Genomic DNA, 16,340 nt, shown 5'->3' with positions numbered 1-16,340 from the left:
GCATGGCTGGCGCAACAATAACAAAAGACGTCTTCGGAACGCTGCCTGACGGACGCGACGTCGAGCGCATCGTGCTGCGCGGGGAGGGCGGCTTTGAGGTCCGTATCATGACCCATGGCGCGGTGATCCAGGCGCTGCTTGCGCCGGATGCCAACGGCCGTTGCGATGACGTCGTGCTCGGCCATGACGCTTTTGCTGGCTATCTTGCCGAACGAAAGTTCTTTGGCGCGACCGTCGGCCGCTACGCCAACCGCATCGCCAACGGGCGGTTCTCGCTCGATGGCGAGACCTTCCAGCTTGCCGTCAACAATGGGCCGAATGCGCTGCATGGCGGCCTCGACGGTTTTGACCGCAAGCTCTGGGACGTTGCCGAGATCGATGACGGCGCCGACCCCGCGGTCACCCTGACCTACACGAGCCCGCATGGCGAGGAGAACTATCCTGGCAGACTCGACGTACGCCTGACCTATCGCGTCACTGGCCCGGCTGAGCTGTCGCTGACGATGGAGGCGCGGACCGACCGGCCGACCATCGTCAACCTCACCAACCACAGCTTCTTCAATCTGGAAGGTGCGACGTCGGGCGCATCGATGCTCGATCACGAACTGATGGTTCGAGCTGAGCATTTCCTCGCCATCGACCCGACCGCCATTCCGCTGCCGGAGCCGCCGCGCAGCGTGGCCGGCACGCCATTCGACTTTCGCGAGGCTCGCACCGTCGGTGCGCGCATCCGTGAGGGCGATCAGCAATTGCGCAACGGCAGGGGCTACGACCACACGTACTGTCTCGCGCGCGACGGCAAGCTAGCGCTTGCCGCCCGGCTGGAGGCGCCGCGCTCGGGCCGCATCATGGAGCTGTTCACCGACCAGCCCGGCGTTCAGGTCTATTCCGGCAACTATCTCGACGGTACGATCTCCGGCAAGGGTGGCAAGCTGATCCGGCAGTCGGACGCCATCTGCCTGGAGCCGCACATCTGGCCGGACGCGCCGAACCGGCCGGACTTTCCGAGTCCGCGCCTCGATCCGGGCGGAATCTATCGCCATCACACCGTCTATCGCTTCGCAGTGAGGGCGCCATGATGGAAGAGGTGCCGACCTCCGTTCTCTCCGCCGAGCATTGTCACCTCGGTGAGGGGCCGACCTATGACGCGACCACGGACACCGCCTGGTGGTTCGACATTCGTGAAGGGCGCCTGTTCGAGGCGCATCTCGGCAGCGGCGGCGTTCGCGTTCATGCGCTTGGCCGGATGGCGAGCGCGCTCGGGCGGATCGATGCCGGGCGGCAGCTCGTCGTCGCGGAAGATGGCTGTTACATCCGCACACTCGCCGATGGCGCCATGACGCTGTTCTGCCCGCTCGAGGCCGATAATCCCGCCACGCGCTCCAATGATTGCCGCGTGCATCAGTCCGGCACGTTCTGGATCGGCACCATGGGACGAAACGCCGAGCGGGCGCTTGGGGCGATCTACGCGCTCCACCGCGGCAAGATCTCGACGCTGTTTCCCGGCATCAGCATTCCCAACTCCATCTGCTTCTCACCGGATGGCGCGACAGGCTATTTCGCCGACACCGCCCGCGCCGTGCTCTATGCGGTCCCGCTCAATCCGGCCACGGGGCTGCCGCGCGGTGAGCCCGAGGTGTTGCTGCGCCACACCGGCATCGGCGGGCTCGACGGTTCGGTGTGCGATGCCGACGGGCGGATATGGAACGCCTGCTGGGGCGCCGGCCGGGTCGATGTCTACAGTCCGCAAGGCGAGCGCCTCCGCTCGCTGCGCGTGCCGGCCAAGCAGGCGAGTTGCCCGGCCTTCGTCGGGCAGGATCTGTCGCGCCTGCTCGTCACCTCTGCCTGGCAGGATATGGACGCCGAGGCGCGCGCGGCCGATCCGCAAGGAGGCTGCACCTTTCTGTTGGAGGCATCCGCACGTGGGCGTGCGGAGCCCGATGTCAAGCTCGCATAGGAGATCCGAAGCCGACCTCTACCTCTACCTCTGTACTCGACGAAACGAAGAAACAGTCTGACACCCAAAGGGAGTGAAGCATGTTGAAATTGAAGACGACACTTCTTGCGATGGCGCTGGCCGGCGCCGCAACGATGGCCTCGGGCCTCAGCGTCTCGGCGCAGGAGAAACCAACCGTGGGCATCGCGATGCCGACGAAATCCTCGGCGCGCTGGATCGACGACGGCAATAACATGGTCAAGGTGCTCAAGGAGCGCGGCTACAACACCGACCTGCAATATGCCGAGGACGACATTCCGAACCAGCTCTCGCAGGTCGAGAACATGGTGACAAAGGGCGCCAAAGTGCTGGTGATCGCCGCGATCGACGGCACCACGTTGTCCGACGTGCTCAAGCAGGCCAAGTCGAAGGGCGCCACCGTGATCGCCTATGACCGCCTGATCCGCGGCACGCCGAACGTCGACTACTACGCGACCTTCGACAATTTCCAGGTCGGCGTGCTACAGGCGCAGTCAATCGAAAAGGGCCTTGGGCTCAAGGAGGGCAAGGGTCCCTTCAACATCGAGCTGTTCGGCGGCTCGCCCGACGACAACAACGCCTACTTCTTCTACAACGGCGCGATGAGCGTGCTGAAGCCCTACATCGATAGCGGCAAGCTCGTGGTCGCTTCGGGCCAGATGGGCATGGACAAGGTCGCGACCTTGCGCTGGGACGGCGCCACCGCGCAGTCCCGCATGGACAACTTGCTCAGCGCCTACTACGGCAACAAGAAGATCAATGCCGTGCTGTCGCCCTATGACGGCATCTCGATCGGCATCATCTCTTCGCTGAAGGGCGTCGGTTACGGCAGCGCCGACCAGCCGATGCCGATCATCTCCGGCCAGGATGCCGAGGTTCCCTCGATCAAGGCGATGTTGCGCGGCGATCAATACTCGACCATCTTCAAGGACACCCGCGATCTTGCCAAGGTGACCGCCGACATGGTCGATGCGGCGCTCGCGGGCAAGCAGGTCGCGGTCAACGATACCAAGACCTATGAGAACGGAGTCAAGACCGTGCCGTCCTACCTCCTGAAGCCGGTCGTGGTGTACAAGGACAATTGGGAGAAGGTCCTTGTCGACAGCGGCTACTACAAGAAGTCGCAGTTCCAGTAAGGCTCTCTCCATCCTCTCCTCTCCCCGTTCTCGCGGGGAGAGGGTCGGGGCGAGGGGGCTCGCCACACGAGTACTAAAGGACGTAACGACGATGACGGCCATGTTGGAGATGCGCAATGTCAGCAAGAGCTTTGCTGGCGTGCAGGCGTTGCGCGACGTCAACTTCTCGGTCGAGGCCGGCCAGATTCACGCCCTTGTCGGCGAGAACGGTGCCGGCAAGTCGACCTTGATGAAGGTGCTGAGCGGCGTCTACCCCGCAGGCAGCTATGAGGGTACCATCGTCTTCGAGGGCGAGGAGCGCCGCTTCCGCGACATCAACGATTCCGAGGCGCTCGGCATCATCATCATCCACCAGGAGCTGGCGCTGATCCCGCTGATGTCGATCGCGGAAAACATCTTCCTGTCTCATCCGCCGTCGAAGTTCGGCGTGATCGATCGCGACGAGGTTTACCGCCGCACCCGCGAGCTGCTCCGGCAGGTCGGCCTGAAGGAATCGCCTGACACCCTGATCACCGACCTCGGGGTCGGCAAGCAGCAGCTGGTCGAGATCGCCAAGGCGCTGTCCAAGCGGGTGCGGATGCTGATCCTGGATGAGCCGACCGCGAGCCTGAACGAGGCCGACAGCGCCGCCTTGCTGGAGCGCCTGATGGCATTCCGCGAGCAGGGCATCGGCTCGATCCTGATCTCGCACAAGCTCAACGAGGTCGCGAAGGTCGCCGATCACATAACGGTGCTGCGCGATGGCCGGACGGTCGACGGCATCGACTGCCGCGCCGAGCCGATCCAGGAAGACCGCATCATCCGCAGCATGGTCAACCGTGATCTTGCCCATCGTTTTCCGGAACGCAGCGCGAAGATCGGCGAGCCGGTGATGGAGGTTTCGAACTGGTCGGTCTATCACCCCATCCATCCCGAGCGGCAGGTGATCAAGAACGTCAATTTCGGCGTCAGGCGCGGCGAGGTCGTCGGCATCGCGGGGCTGATGGGCGCCGGCCGTACCGAATTTGCCATGAGCCTGTTCGGGCGCTCCTGGGGTACCAATATCAGCGGCCGTATCGCCCTCGAGGGCCGTGACATCGTTCTGCCAAGCGTCGCTGCCGCCATCGACACCGGGCTTGCCTATGTGACCGAGGACCGCAAGCAGCTTGGCCTGATCCTGGCCGACGACGTTCGCAAGAACATTACGCTGGCAAGCCTCGACCAGGTCGCGCCGGGGCGGGTGATCGACGACATCGCCGAGCTGAAGATCGCCAGCGACTACCGCAACCGGATGCGCATCCGCTGCTCCGACGTCTACCAGGAGGCCGGCCAGCTCTCCGGCGGGAACCAGCAAAAGGTCGTGCTGTCGAAATGGCTGATGACGGATCCCAAGGTCCTGATCCTGGACGAGCCCACCAGGGGCATCGACGTCGGTGCCAAATACGAGATTTACTGTATCATCAACGAGCTGGCAGAAGCCGGGCGCGGCGTCGTGGTGATCTCCTCGGAGATGCCCGAGCTGCTCGGCATCTGCGACCGCATCTGCGTCATGAACGACGGGGCCTTCGTGGGTGAGTTCCCGGGCGCGGAGGCGACACAGGAAAAGATCATGCGCGCCATCATGCGCAACGAACGAAGCAATGGAAACGGCGCGGTCGAGGCCGCGGAGATGGGAGGATCGCAGCCATGACCGACAAGACGGTGTCGCTGCCCGAGGAGCGCCGTCACGGCAGCTTCATCAAGAACAATCTGCGCAACTACGGCATGCTGATGTCGCTGATCGCGATCATGCTGTTCTTCCAGGTCATGACCGGCGGCACCCTGCTGCAGCCGCTCAACCTGACCAACCTGGTGCTCCAGAACAGCTACATCGTCATCATGGCGCTGGGCATGCTGCTGGTGATCGTCACCGGCCATATCGATCTTTCGGTGGGTTCGGTCGCCGGCTTCGTCGGCGCGGTCGCGGCTCTTCTCATGGTGACCTACAAGGTCGACTACACGCTCGCCTTCATCGCCTGCCTCGTGGTCGGCGCAGCCATCGGCGCCGCGCAGGGCTATTGGGTCGCCTATTTCAAGATCCCGTCCTTCATCGTGACGCTGGCCGGCATGCTGGTGTTCAAGGGCCTGGCACTTGCGGTGCTGCAGGGCCAGTCGCTCGGTCCATTCCCGTCGACGTTCCAGAAGCTGTCGTCGGGCTTCATTCCGGAGCTGTTGCCCGAATCCGGTACGCTGCATCCCACCTCCATGCTGATCGGCGCGCTGCTGGCGTTGGGGCTGGTCTACGCCAGCGCCAAGGGCCGCGCGCGTGAGGTGGCGCACGGCATCGAGGTGGAGCCGTATGCGTTCTTTCTCGGCAAGAGCGTCGTGCTCGCCTGTGCCGTGCTGTATTTCACCTATCTGATCGCGACCTATCGCGGCCTGCCCAACGTGCTGGTGATCATGAGCGCCCTGATTGCGCTCTATGGCTTCGTTACCCGCCGCACGGTCGTTGGCCGGCAGATCTATGCCGTCGGCGGCAACGCCAAGGCGGCCGGCCTATCGGGTATCAAGACCGAGCGGCTGACCTTCTTCACCTTCGTCAACATGGGGGTGCTCGCCGCGCTCGCGGGTCTCGTCTTCGCCGCGCGCCTCAACACCGCGACGCCGAAGGCGGGCCTTGGCTTCGAGCTCGACGTCATCGCCGCCTGCTTCATCGGCGGCGCCTCGGCCTATGGCGGCGTCGGTCGCGTCGGCGGCGCCGTGGTCGGCGCCATGATCATGGGTGTGATGAACAACGGCATGTCCATTCTTGGCATCGGCATCGATTATCAGCAGGTCATCAAGGGCCTGGTGCTGCTGGGCGCAGTGTGCATCGACGTCTATAACCAGCGCCGCTAACAACTCTCGCTGGTTGTGCAAAGGCGCATCGCACCGTGCCCACCGTCACCCCGATCGAGAGAAGTGGTGGGCAAGCTTCGCGTTGCCCAGCATTTTGCAGCTTTACTGCGTCGTGAACAACACCACTGCGATCGCGACGGACAGGCTGACCGCCGAGACCGTCGCAACGGTCGACAGCACCCCCATCCGCCGCAGCGCGATGGCGAAGACGATGATGATCGGCGTTGCGGTCATTAGCCCGAGTTGTGCTTCACTCATGTCGCTATCAGCATCAGCCGCTCTCTGGAACCATTATATCGGCCCACGATATTGTGGAGAGACGCGCAGAACGTTGCGTTAGCGCAAACGCTGCTCCGGCTGGCTGCACTATTTGTGCGGTGACAAAGTCGGAACTGCAGCGGTGAGGTATCCCAGCGCCGGCTTTGATGTGGAAATCAGATGTCGGCGACAGATTGCGAACAACAGGAAACCGGCTGGGGAATTCTCGAAGATCTTCCCGGCGATCCCATGATCTGGGTGCTGATCTTCAGCGAGCTCGTCGCCTTCGGCCTGCTTCTCGGCGCCTTCATGGTCGCCCGGGCCATCCATCCCGCGGTGTTTGCGGCGGGACAGGCCACCCTAGATTCGCATCTCGCCGGACTCAACACCCTTGTTCTGGTGAGCAGCGGCTGGGCGGCGGCGCGCGGCACGGCGGCGGCGCGCTGCTCCCACAAGTGGACGGCGCGCGGCTGGCTGTTCGGAGCCATGGCGCTCGGCACCCTCTTCATCGGGATCAAGCTGTTCGAATATGCCGGCGAGATCGCGCTGGGAAACGGCCTGGAAACCAGCCCGTTTTTCACGCTGTATTTTCTCCTGACCGGCTTTCACCTCCTGCATGTTGGCCTCGGCATCGTGATTCTGGCCGTGGTTTCCCGGAGCGCCAGCGTGACCGGCGTGGAGACGGGGGCTGCCTTCTGGCACATGGTCGATCTCTTGTGGATCGTCATGTTCCCGATCATCTATCTGGTGCAGCAGTGATTCCGGATCGCATCGACATCACCTGGATCATGCTGATCGGTCTTGCGCTCGCGAGCCTTCTGATTCCACCTCTCATCGCACGTCCGCTGCTCGGCAATGCTCTTCTACTGGCCTTCGCCGGGCTCAAGGGTCGTCGTCTCGTGCTCGATTTCCTCGATCTTCGCGCAGCCCCGCCGCTGTGGCGCGGTTTCGTCAGCGCCTGGGTCCTCGTCGTCGTGCTGTTCGCCTGGCTCGCATCCGCGATCGTCGCCCTGGTCTGACGGCAGCGCTCCGCATCGCCGCTATCCTTGCGCTTCGACAAAGAGCGACCCGCGCCGATCGGCAACAAATCACACGACCGCATTTCTTCAAGACTCAAACGGAAAGGATCGGCAATGGCTGAACGCCTGACCAAGTCGGCCGCTCGAAACATCTTCTACGGCGGCTCGGCCTTCTTCTTCGCCATCTTCATCGGACTGACCGCGCACAGCCATTACTACATGGCCACGACCTCCACGGACGCGGCGACGCTGACCGCCTCGGTCGCGCGCGGCAAGCATGTCTGGGAACGCAATTCCTGCATCAATTGCCATACGCTGCTGGGTGAGGGAGCTTATTTCGCTCCGGAAGTCGGCAACGTCTGGGATCGTTGGGGCGGCAAGGAGGATCCGGCCGCTGCACGCGAGACGCTGAAGGCCTGGATGCAGTCGCAGCCCTCGGGCGCGCCGGGCCGGCGGCAGATGCCGCAGTTCAACCTCACCGACCAGGAGCTCAACGATCTCGCCGACTTCCTGCAATGGACCTCGACAATCAAGCGTCAGAACTGGCCGCCGAACCAGGCCGGCTGAGTGCGCTGCTTTCTTCTTTCAAGACAGAGAGAACCCGAGATGAAATATCAGACCCAGAAAGTCGCGATGCTGTATTTCTACGGCGCGCTGACCTTGTTCATGGCCCAGGTGCTGTTCGGCCTGCTCGCCGGGACCATCTACGTCCTGCCCAACACGTTGTCGGTGCTGCTGCCGTTCAACATCGTCAGGATGATCCATACCAACGCGCTGATCGTGTGGTCGCTGATCGGCTTCATGGGCGCGACTTACTATCTGCTGCCGGAGGAGACCGAGACCGAGCTGTACAGCCCGCTGCTCGCGAAAATCCAGTTCTGGATGTTTTTCGGCGCCGCGGGCGTAGCCGTGGTCGGCTATCTCTTCCACTTCCACGAGGGTCGCGAATTCCTCGAGCAGCCGTTCCCGATCAAGGTCGGCATCGTCGTCGTCTGCCTGATGTTCCTGTTCAACGTGACCATGACGGCATTGAAGGGACGCAAGACCACGGTCACCAACATCCTGCTGTTCGGCCTGTGGGGCGTTGCGATCTTCTTCCTGTTCGCGTTCTACAACCCGGCGAATTTGGCGGTCGACAAGATGTACTGGTGGTACGTCGTCCATCTCTGGGTCGAAGGGGTCTGGGAGCTGATCATGGCCTCCGTGCTCGCCTATCTGATGATCAAGCTGAATGGCATCGATCGCGAGGTCGTGGAGAAGTGGCTCTATGTCATCATCGGCCTTGCGCTGTTCTCCGGCATCCTCGGCACCGGCCACCACTTCTACTGGATCGGCGCCCCCGGCTACTGGCAGTGGATCGGCTCGCTGTTCTCCACGCTCGAGGTCGCGCCGTTCTTCACCATGGTGATCTTCACCGTGCAGATGACCTGGAAGGCCGGCCGCAAGCATCCGAACCGTGCTGCGCTGCTATGGTCGGTCGGCTGTTCGGTGATGGCGTTCCTGGGAGCCGGCGTCTGGGGCTTCCTGCACACGCTGTCGTCGGTGAATTACTACACGCATGGCACACAGGTGACAGCCGCGCACGGGCATCTCGCCTTCTTCGGCGCCTATGTGATGCTGAATCTGTCGGTGATGGCCTACGCGATCCCGCAGATCAAGGGACGTGCGCCGTATAACCAGTGGCTGTCCATGACGAGCTTCTGGATCATGTGCACGGCCATGATGGTGATGACCTTTGCGCTCACCTTCGCCGGCGTGGTCCAGGTCCATTTGCAGCGCGTGCTCGGCCAGAGCTACATGGACGTGCAGGATCAGCTCGCGATGTTCTACTGGGTTCGGCTCGGCTCCGGTGTGTTCGTCGTCATCTCGGCGCTGATGTTCGTCTGGGCGGTCCTGGTGCCCGGCCGCGAGAAGCAGGCGATCATTCCGGCTGCGCTGCAGCTGGCTGAGTAAACGAGAAATGGCGGCCGCTGTTCGCCGCGGCCGCCTGCTTCCTAGGGCATGATCCGGAAAAGTGCGCAGCGGTTTTCCGAAAAGATCATGCTCAAACAACAAGCCAAAGCGCGATGACGATTCATCCAAATCTCATCGCGCTTTAGAAAGTCCGGAGAGACATCATGAAACCCGCCCTCCACACCGTGACCTCGGCACCCGCGCTCCCGGCCTATGTCGCAAGCGGTAACGAATGCGCGCTGTTCGAGCATGCCTGGCGGAATCGGCTTCCGGTGCTGCTGAAGGGGCCGACCGGCTGCGGCAAGACGCGCTTCGTCGCGCATATGGCAGCGCGGCTCGGCTTGCCGCTCCACACCGTCGCCTGCCATGACGATCTCACCGCCGCCGATCTCACTGGCCGCTATCTCTTGCGGGGCGGTGACACGGTGTGGACCGACGGCCCGCTGACGCGCGCGGTGCGCGAGGGCGGCATCTGCTATCTCGACGAAGTCGTCGAAGCGCGCAAGGACGTCACGGTTGTGCTGCATCCGCTGACCGACGACCGGCGCATCCTGCCGCTGGAGCGCACCGGGGAGGAGCTCGCCGCACCCAAGAGCTTCATGCTCGTCGTCTCCTACAATCCCGGCTACCAGACCCTGCTCAAGGCGCTGAAGCCGTCGACGCGGCAGCGCTTCGTCGCCGTCGAGTTCGGCTTCCTGCCGGCCGAGCAGGAGATTGCGGTGGTATCGGCCGAGAGCGGATTGCCGCTGGATCGCGTGCGGCCCTTGGTAATGTTGGCCGGCCGGCTGCGTGCGCTCAAGGGCCACGATCTGGAGGAGGGGGTCTCGACCCGTCTCGTCGTCTATTGCGCGACCCTGATCGCCGCGGGCACGCCGCTCGCCGACGCGGTGCTTGCCGGCATGATCGAGCCATTGACCGATGACGCCGACGTCAAGGCGGCGCTGCTGGATGTCGCCGGCGCCGTGATCGGGTGACCCATGTTCGACTTCCTCGAACTGGAGGAAACCGTCGGCCGAGCCTGGCATCGGATGGTCGGTGGCACCGCGAGCTATCCGGTCCACGATGATCATGCGGTTTCGCTCACCGATGTGAAGGCGCGGATTGCGGTGATGTTCCGGGCGCTCGGCGGCGAGACGGGCGTGCAGATCGCGAGCGCCAGCGCACGCAGGTCGGGCCACCGGCTGGGTTGGCGGCAGCGCATCGGCCTCGGGGACGAGCGTCTTGAACAGCCGGGCCGCGATGCCGCAACCATCTTTCTGCCCGATCGCATCGCGATCTTCCCAAACCGCGTACTGAATGCGGCGCTCTATCGCTGGCTCGCCGCATGGTTCGCCGCCGCGCCTGTCGAGGCGATCGTGGAGCACGATCCGCTGCGGCGGGATCTTCTGCTGCTGCGCCGGGCGAGCGAGACGGCGGTCTGGGTGCTCACGCAATTTCCCGGGCTCGTCGCTGATTATGCGCAGCTGGCCGCGGCGACCGCCGAGGCCAGACCGAAACGCCCCTTGCCGCGCGTCGAGCAGGAGATCGAGCAGATCGTCCTGGCCCTGCTCGGAGCTGGGAAGGCACCCGCAGGGCCGCTGTGGTCGGCGATGATGGGAACCAGCCCGCTACCGGAGAAGGCGCCGCCGGGCTATTGTTCGATCCTGCCATGTCCGCTCTGGGGCGATTGCTGGACGCGCGAACTCTCGCCCGTTCATTCCAGAGACGATGAGTGTGCGGCGGATTCGGACGTTGCGGCCCAGGACGATCGCAAGCGCTTTGCCGTGCGCGAACGCGAGGACGGCGCCAGCCGCCGCGATCCTTTCGTGCTCAACCGCTTCGAAAAGATCCTGGCCATGGCGGAGATGGTCAACGTCGACCGCCCCGACGACGACAGCGACGACGAGGACGCGCAGAAGGCCGCAGATGATCTCGAGGAGATCACGCTCAGCCGCCGCAGCGGCAAGCCGGCGAGCCGCTTCAAATTTGATCTCGACCTGCCGCCGGAAGCGCTCGATGCCTCGCGATTGAACGCGGATCTGACCTATCCCGAATGGGATTATCGCAGCGGATCCTATCTACCCGATCATTGCCGCGTGCTCGTGCGAGCGGCCTCCGAGCAGGGGGAGAGCTGGGTGTCCGACGATGCCGTGCGCCGACACATCCGCCATGTGCGCCGTCGCTTCGAGGTGCTGCGGCCGCGTCATGAATTGATGCGCGCCCAGGCCGACGGACATGATCTCGACCTCGACGCACTCGTGCGCGCGCGATGCGACTTGCGCGCCGGCAGCAGCGATGGCGGGATGGATCGCATCCACATGGCGATGCGGCCGCAAGGCCATGATCTTGCCGTCATGCTGCTTGTCGACGTCTCGCTCTCGACGGATGCCTGGGTGGACGGCTATCGCGTGCTCGACGTCGAGAAGGAGGCGCTGCTCGTGCTTGCTCACGGGCTTTCGGCCTGCGGGGATCACCACAGCATCCTGACCTTCACTTCGCGCCGGCGCTCCTGGGTGCGGCTCGAGACCGTCAAGGCGTTCGGCGAGCCGATGAGCGGGACGGTGGAGCGCCGCATCGGCGCGCTGAAGCCCGGCTATTACACCCGGATCGGCGCCGCGGTGCGCCATGCCGCGGCCGAGCTCGCCCGTCAGCCGCAGCGCAAGAAGCTGCTGCTCGTCCTCACCGACGGCAAGCCGAATGACGTCGATCATTACGAGGGGCGCTTTGCGCTCGAGGACACCCGCAAATCGGTGCAGGAAGCGCGTCGGCTCGGAATTGCCGCATTCGGCGTGACGGTCGATGCCACCGCGCAATCCTACTTCCCGACCCTGTTCGGCCGCGGCGGCTACGCCATCGTCGGCAACATCAAGCGGCTGCCGGCCGCGCTGCCGGCGATCTACCGGCAGGTGGCCCATTGAACTGGCGGCCGCGACGTCGTGTTCTTTGCTGGGCTATTGCCCAGCATTTGGGTATATGATCGAATGGCGGGATGGACCTGAGCCGGCCAAAACCCGATCTGATCATCTTCGATTGCGACGGTGTGCTCGTCGACAGCGAGCTGCTCAGTTGTCGCTGCCTGTCCGAAGTGCTGACGGAATTCGGCATCTCGCTGAGCCTGGAGCAGGCGCTTCAGCTGTTCCTCGGACGCAGCACCAAGGCGATCGAGCAGCATTACCGCGATCTCGGCCAGATTGTGCCGGACGGCTTTCTGCCGCGCCTGAAGGCTCGCGTACAGACGACGTTCGCAAGCTCGCTCAGGCCAATTCCCGATGTTGCTGCCGTGGTATCGGAGTTAACCATGCCATTCTGCGTGGCATCGTCGAGCGACCTCGACCGTGTCTTGCTCTCCCTCGACGTCACCGGCCTTGCCTCGCATTTCGGCGACCGGCTCTACACCGCGCAGATGGTCCAGCACGGCAAGCCGGCGCCGGATCTCTTTCTCTACGCGGCTGAGAAGATGGACGTGCAACCGTCGCGCACGCTGGTGATCGAGGACAGCGCCAGCGGCGTGCAGGCTGCCAAGGCAGCAGGGATGATGGTCTGGGGATTTGTCGGCGGAGGCCATTATCTCAGCCGCGACGGCCGCGCTATATTGTCCGCCGCCGGAGCCGATCGGGTCTTCGCGCGGATGAGCGATTTCTGGGAGGCGTGAGCCGGCATGGCCGTCGAGAACGAAAAATCGAGGCTCGACGATGCCGCCCGCGCCGGCTGGCTCTATTTTATTGCCGGCCACACCCAGGACGAGATCGCCAAGATGCTCCAGGTGTCGCGCGCCTCGGCGCAGCGGCTGGTGTCGCTGTGCCTTGCGGAGCGTCTCATCACTTTCCGGCTCGAGCACCCGATCGCCGCCTGCATGGAACTGGCGGCGCAGCTGAGAGAGAGGTTTGATCTCCGCCATTGCGAGGTGGTGCCTACAGATCCTGCGGCCCCGCAGGCCACCGCCGGCATCGCCGAGCGTTGCGCCAATCTGCTCGATGCGACGCTGCGCTCGGAAACGCCTGTGATCGTCGCGCTCGGCACTGGGCGGGCGGTGCGCGCCGCGGTCGAGCGCGTCACGCCGATCGATCGCCCCAACCATCAGATCGTCTCGCTGGTCGGTAACATTTCCGCCGACGGCTCGGCGAGCTTTTACGACACCGTGGGCCGGCTCGCCGATCGCACCGGCGCACGGCACTATCCGATGCCGCTGCCGTTTTTGATGTCGTCGGAGGACGAGCGCAACAAGATGGTACGGATCGAGCCGATCGCCAGGGTCAAGGCCGTGGCGGCCAAGGCCGATCTGCGCCTCGTCGGCATCGGACAGATGGACCAGAAAGCGCAGATCCATGTCGACGGCTTCGTCACGCGCGATGAACTGTTCGAGATGATGCGCCAGGGCGCCATCGGCGAGATCACCGGCTGGGCCTATGATTCCAAGGGGCGCCTGCTCAAGGGCGGCGCCAACAAGCGCCTCACCAGCATTCCGCCCGAGGTGCCGGCGAAGACCACGACCATCGGCGCCGCAATCGGTCCAGCCAAGGTGCCGGCGATCGCGGCGGCACTGAACGGGCGGCTGATCAACGGCCTGATCACCGACGAGGCCACCGCAAGGGCGATCCTGGAGCGGTAGGGCAAGTTCGTGCTCCCGAGACGTGGCGTTTGGCCCGCTTCTCCATTGTCGTGGCCGGGCTTGACCCATCCACGTCTTTCCAGCGGCGCGAAGAACGTGGATGCCCGGGACAAGCCCGGGCGTGATGACTTCTCCTGACGGGCACCTCTCGTCACTCCCGCATCGCAGCACTCATAAGTTGCCGAAACGTCCGCGCGCCTGCTTGACTTCTGGCGTGGCCAGGCCGAACATACGCCCAACGCGTGGGCATATGCTCAAAAGCGCGAGCTAGGGAGGTCACCGTGAAACACGTTCTGGGCGCCGTCTGCGGCGCGTCCGTACTGCTTGCCGTCCCCGCGATGGCCGAAACGACCCTGACGATCGCGACCGTCAACAACGGCGACATGATCCGCATGCAGGGGCTGACCGGCGAATTCACCAAGGCGAACCCGGACATTTCCGTGAAATGGGTTACGCTGGAGGAGAACGTGCTGCGCCAGCGCGTCACCACCGACATCGCCACCAAGGGCGGCCAGTTCGACGTGCTGACCATCGGCACCTATGAAGTGCCGATTTGGGCCAAGAAGGGCTGGCTGGTGCCGCTCGCCAATCTCGGCGCCGACTATGACGTCGCCGACCTCCTGCCGAAGATCAGGGATGCCGTCTCCGTCGACGGCAAGCTGTACGCCGCGCCGTTCTACGGCGAGAGCTCGATGGTGATGTACCGCACCGACCTGTTCGATAAGGCTGGCTTGAAGATGCCGGAAAAGCCCACCTGGGATTTCGTTGTCGACGCTGCCAAGAAGCTGACCGACAAGAACGGCGGCGTCTACGGCATCTGCCTGCGCGGCAAGGCCGGCTGGGGCGAGAACATGGCGTTCCTCACCGCCATGTCCAATTCCTACGGCGCACGCTGGTTCGACGAGAAGTGGGAGCCGCAGTTCAACACGCCGGAATGGAAGACGACGCTCACGACCTACGTCAATTTGATGAAGGAGGCCGGCCCTCCGGGCGCGAGCTCGAACGGCTTCAACGAGAACCTCGCGCTGTTCAATGCCGGCAAATGCGCGATGTGGATCGATGCGACAGTCGCGGCGTCCTTCGTCACCAACCCGAAGGATTCCAAGGTCGCCGATAAGGTCGGCTTTGCGCTTGCGCCGAACACCGGGCTCGGCAAGAACGCCAACTGGCTGTGGGCCTGGAATCTCGCGATCCCCGCCGGCTCGAAGAAGACCGAAGCCGCCGAGAAGTTCATCGCCTGGGCGACCAGCAAGGACTACACCAAGCTTGTCGCTTCGAAGGAGGGGTGGTCCAACGTGCCGCCGGGCACGCGCACGTCGCTCTACACGAATCCTGAGTACCTGAAGGCCGCGCCCTTCGCCAAGATGACTCTCGCCTCGATCGATGCCGCCGATCCGAACAAGCCGACGGTGAAGCCGGTGCCTTATGTCGGCGTGCAATATGCCGCCATCCCCGAGTTCCAGGGCATTGGCACCCAGGTTGGGCAGCAATTCTCCGCCGCACTTGCGGGATCGATGACGGTCGATGCGGCGCTCGCGGCGGCACAATCCGCCACGGAGCGCGAGATGAAGCGCGCCGGCTACATCAAATGAACCCGAGCTCTCCCTGAGCTCAAACTTGCGGCCATCCTTTCATCTGGATGGATGGCCGCCTTCTTCCTCCAAGCGGAGAGTGAGAGGATGGCAACCCGGCAAACGCAATTCCTTGCGCGGTCGCTGCTGACCCCGGCCGTCGGCCTGCTGTTCATCTGGATGATCGTTCCGCTTGCACTGACGATCTACTTCTCGACGCTGCATTACAGCCTGCTCGATCCCGGCTCGGAATCGTTCGTCGGGCTGGAAAACTTCAGCTACTTCCTGACAGACCCAGCTTTCCTTGCCTCGCTGCAGAACACGCTGGTGCTGGTCGGCTCGGTGCTGGCGCTGACGATCCTGCTCGGCATTCCCCTGGCGCTGTTGCTGGATCAACCCGTGGTAGGGCGCAACTTCGTGCGGCTGATGGTGATCGCGCCGTTTTTCGTGATGCCGACGGTGAGCGCGCTGGTCTGGAAGAACCTCTTGATGCACCCGGTGTCCGGCCTGTTCGCCTGGCTCGCCAAGCTGGTCGGGCTGACGCCGGTCGACTGGTTCAACGACGTGCCGCTGTTCTCGGTGATCCTGATCGTTGCCTGGCAATGGCTGCCGTTCGCGACGCTGATCCTGCTCACCGCGCTGCAATCGCTCGACGAGGAACAGAAGGAGGCAGCCGAGATGGATGGAGCGAGCGCGGTCTCGACCTTCATCTACATTACGCTGCCGCATCTGGCTCGCCCGATCACGGTGGTGATCCTGATTGAGACGATCTTCCTGCTGACGGTGTTCGCCGAGATCTTCGTCACCACCGGCGGCGGGCCGGGCCTGCAAACCACCAACATCGCTTTCCTGATCTATTCGCAGGCGCTGATCCAGTTCGACGTCGGCAGCGCCTCGGCGGGCGGCCTCGTCGCCGTTGTCATCGCCAACGTGGTCGCTTTCTTCCTCGTCCGCATCGTCGGCCGCAACCTGGAAGCCTGACAT

General features: G+C 63.8%; 16 protein-coding genes. 15 read left to right on the top strand and 1 reads right to left on the bottom strand.

What is annotated here, in order from left to right; translation table 11 throughout:
- Positions 1–2: 2 nt before the first annotated feature.
- The 5 genes from X265_RS24915 to mmsB all read left to right on the top strand — a co-directional run bounded on the left by X265_RS24915 (position 3) and on the right by mmsB (position 5,967).
- Positions 3–1,079: an aldose epimerase family protein gene (locus tag X265_RS24915; protein WP_128967210.1), complete on the top strand. Its 1,077-nt coding sequence runs from the start codon at positions 3–5 to the stop codon at positions 1,077–1,079.
- Positions 1,079–1,957 (top strand): SMP-30/gluconolactonase/LRE family protein, encoded by an 879-nt coding sequence (locus X265_RS24910; RefSeq protein ID WP_164939042.1) that lies wholly within the window; start codon positions 1,079–1,081, stop codon positions 1,955–1,957. The genes X265_RS24915 and X265_RS24910 overlap by 1 nt, the downstream gene beginning before the upstream one ends.
- Positions 1,958–2,037: 80 nt before the next feature.
- Positions 2,038–3,111, top strand: a complete 1,074-nt coding sequence (gene chvE, locus X265_RS24905) for a multiple monosaccharide ABC transporter substrate-binding protein (RefSeq protein ID WP_128967208.1) — start codon at positions 2,038–2,040, stop codon at positions 3,109–3,111.
- Between the two features lie 91 nt (positions 3,112–3,202).
- Complete coding sequence (gene mmsA / locus X265_RS24900; protein ID WP_128967207.1) at positions 3,203–4,780, top strand: multiple monosaccharide ABC transporter ATP-binding protein; 1,578 nt, start codon at positions 3,203–3,205, stop codon at positions 4,778–4,780.
- Positions 4,777–5,967, top strand: coding sequence for a multiple monosaccharide ABC transporter permease (gene mmsB, locus X265_RS24895; RefSeq protein ID WP_128967206.1), 1,191 nt, complete (start codon positions 4,777–4,779; stop codon positions 5,965–5,967). Before mmsA ends, mmsB begins: the two co-directional genes overlap by 4 nt.
- A 102-nt stretch (positions 5,968–6,069) precedes the next feature.
- On the opposite strand, the gene X265_RS40715 is transcribed toward mmsB, so the two are convergent.
- Positions 6,070–6,225, bottom strand: a complete 156-nt coding sequence (locus tag X265_RS40715; RefSeq protein WP_164938775.1) for a hypothetical protein — start codon at positions 6,223–6,225, stop codon at positions 6,070–6,072.
- 180 nt (positions 6,226–6,405) lie between these two features.
- Between X265_RS40715 and X265_RS24890 the strand changes: the two genes are divergently transcribed.
- The 10 genes from X265_RS24890 (at position 6,406) to X265_RS24845 (ending at position 16,337) form a co-directional block, all read left to right on the top strand.
- Positions 6,406–6,984, top strand: coding sequence for a cytochrome c oxidase subunit 3 family protein (locus X265_RS24890; protein ID WP_128967205.1), 579 nt, complete (start codon positions 6,406–6,408; stop codon positions 6,982–6,984).
- The gene (locus X265_RS24885) at positions 6,984–7,244 is read left to right on the top strand and encodes a cytochrome C oxidase subunit IV family protein (RefSeq protein WP_164939041.1); all 261 of its coding nucleotides are present in this window, start codon (positions 6,984–6,986) and stop codon (positions 7,242–7,244) included. The genes X265_RS24890 and X265_RS24885 overlap by 1 nt, the downstream gene beginning before the upstream one ends.
- Before the next feature lie 114 nt (positions 7,245–7,358).
- Positions 7,359–7,811, top strand: coding sequence for a c-type cytochrome (locus X265_RS24880; protein WP_128967203.1), 453 nt, complete (start codon positions 7,359–7,361; stop codon positions 7,809–7,811).
- Between the two features lie 39 nt (positions 7,812–7,850).
- Positions 7,851–9,197 (top strand): cbb3-type cytochrome c oxidase subunit I, encoded by a 1,347-nt coding sequence (locus tag X265_RS24875; protein WP_128967202.1) that lies wholly within the window; start codon positions 7,851–7,853, stop codon positions 9,195–9,197.
- Positions 9,198–9,361: 164 nt separating this feature from the next.
- Complete coding sequence (locus X265_RS24870; RefSeq protein WP_128967201.1) at positions 9,362–10,171, top strand: CbbQ/NirQ/NorQ/GpvN family protein; 810 nt, start codon at positions 9,362–9,364, stop codon at positions 10,169–10,171.
- 3 nt (positions 10,172–10,174) lie between these two features.
- Positions 10,175–12,094: a nitric oxide reductase activation protein NorD gene (locus tag X265_RS24865; protein ID WP_128967200.1), complete on the top strand. Its 1,920-nt coding sequence runs from the start codon at positions 10,175–10,177 to the stop codon at positions 12,092–12,094.
- 71 nt (positions 12,095–12,165) lie between these two features.
- Positions 12,166–12,828, top strand: a complete 663-nt coding sequence (locus X265_RS24860; RefSeq protein ID WP_128967199.1) for an HAD family hydrolase — start codon at positions 12,166–12,168, stop codon at positions 12,826–12,828.
- Positions 12,829–12,834: 6 nt separating this feature from the next.
- Complete coding sequence (locus X265_RS24855) at positions 12,835–13,785, top strand: sugar-binding transcriptional regulator (RefSeq protein WP_128967198.1); 951 nt, start codon at positions 12,835–12,837, stop codon at positions 13,783–13,785.
- 281 nt (positions 13,786–14,066) lie between these two features.
- On the top strand, positions 14,067–15,377 hold the full coding sequence (locus X265_RS24850; RefSeq protein ID WP_128967197.1) for an ABC transporter substrate-binding protein: 1,311 nt from the start codon (positions 14,067–14,069) through the stop codon (positions 15,375–15,377).
- 87 nt (positions 15,378–15,464) lie between these two features.
- Entirely contained in the window at positions 15,465–16,337 is an 873-nt protein-coding gene (locus X265_RS24845) for a carbohydrate ABC transporter permease (RefSeq protein WP_164938774.1), read from the top strand.
- Positions 16,338–16,340: the final 3 nt, after the last annotated feature.

It is taken from the genome of Bradyrhizobium guangdongense (assembly GCF_004114975.1).
Classification (GTDB): domain Bacteria; phylum Pseudomonadota; class Alphaproteobacteria; order Rhizobiales; family Xanthobacteraceae; genus Bradyrhizobium; species Bradyrhizobium guangdongense.
Note: the sequence above shows the minus strand (reverse complement) of the source record. Positions and strands in the feature narration are given on the sequence as shown.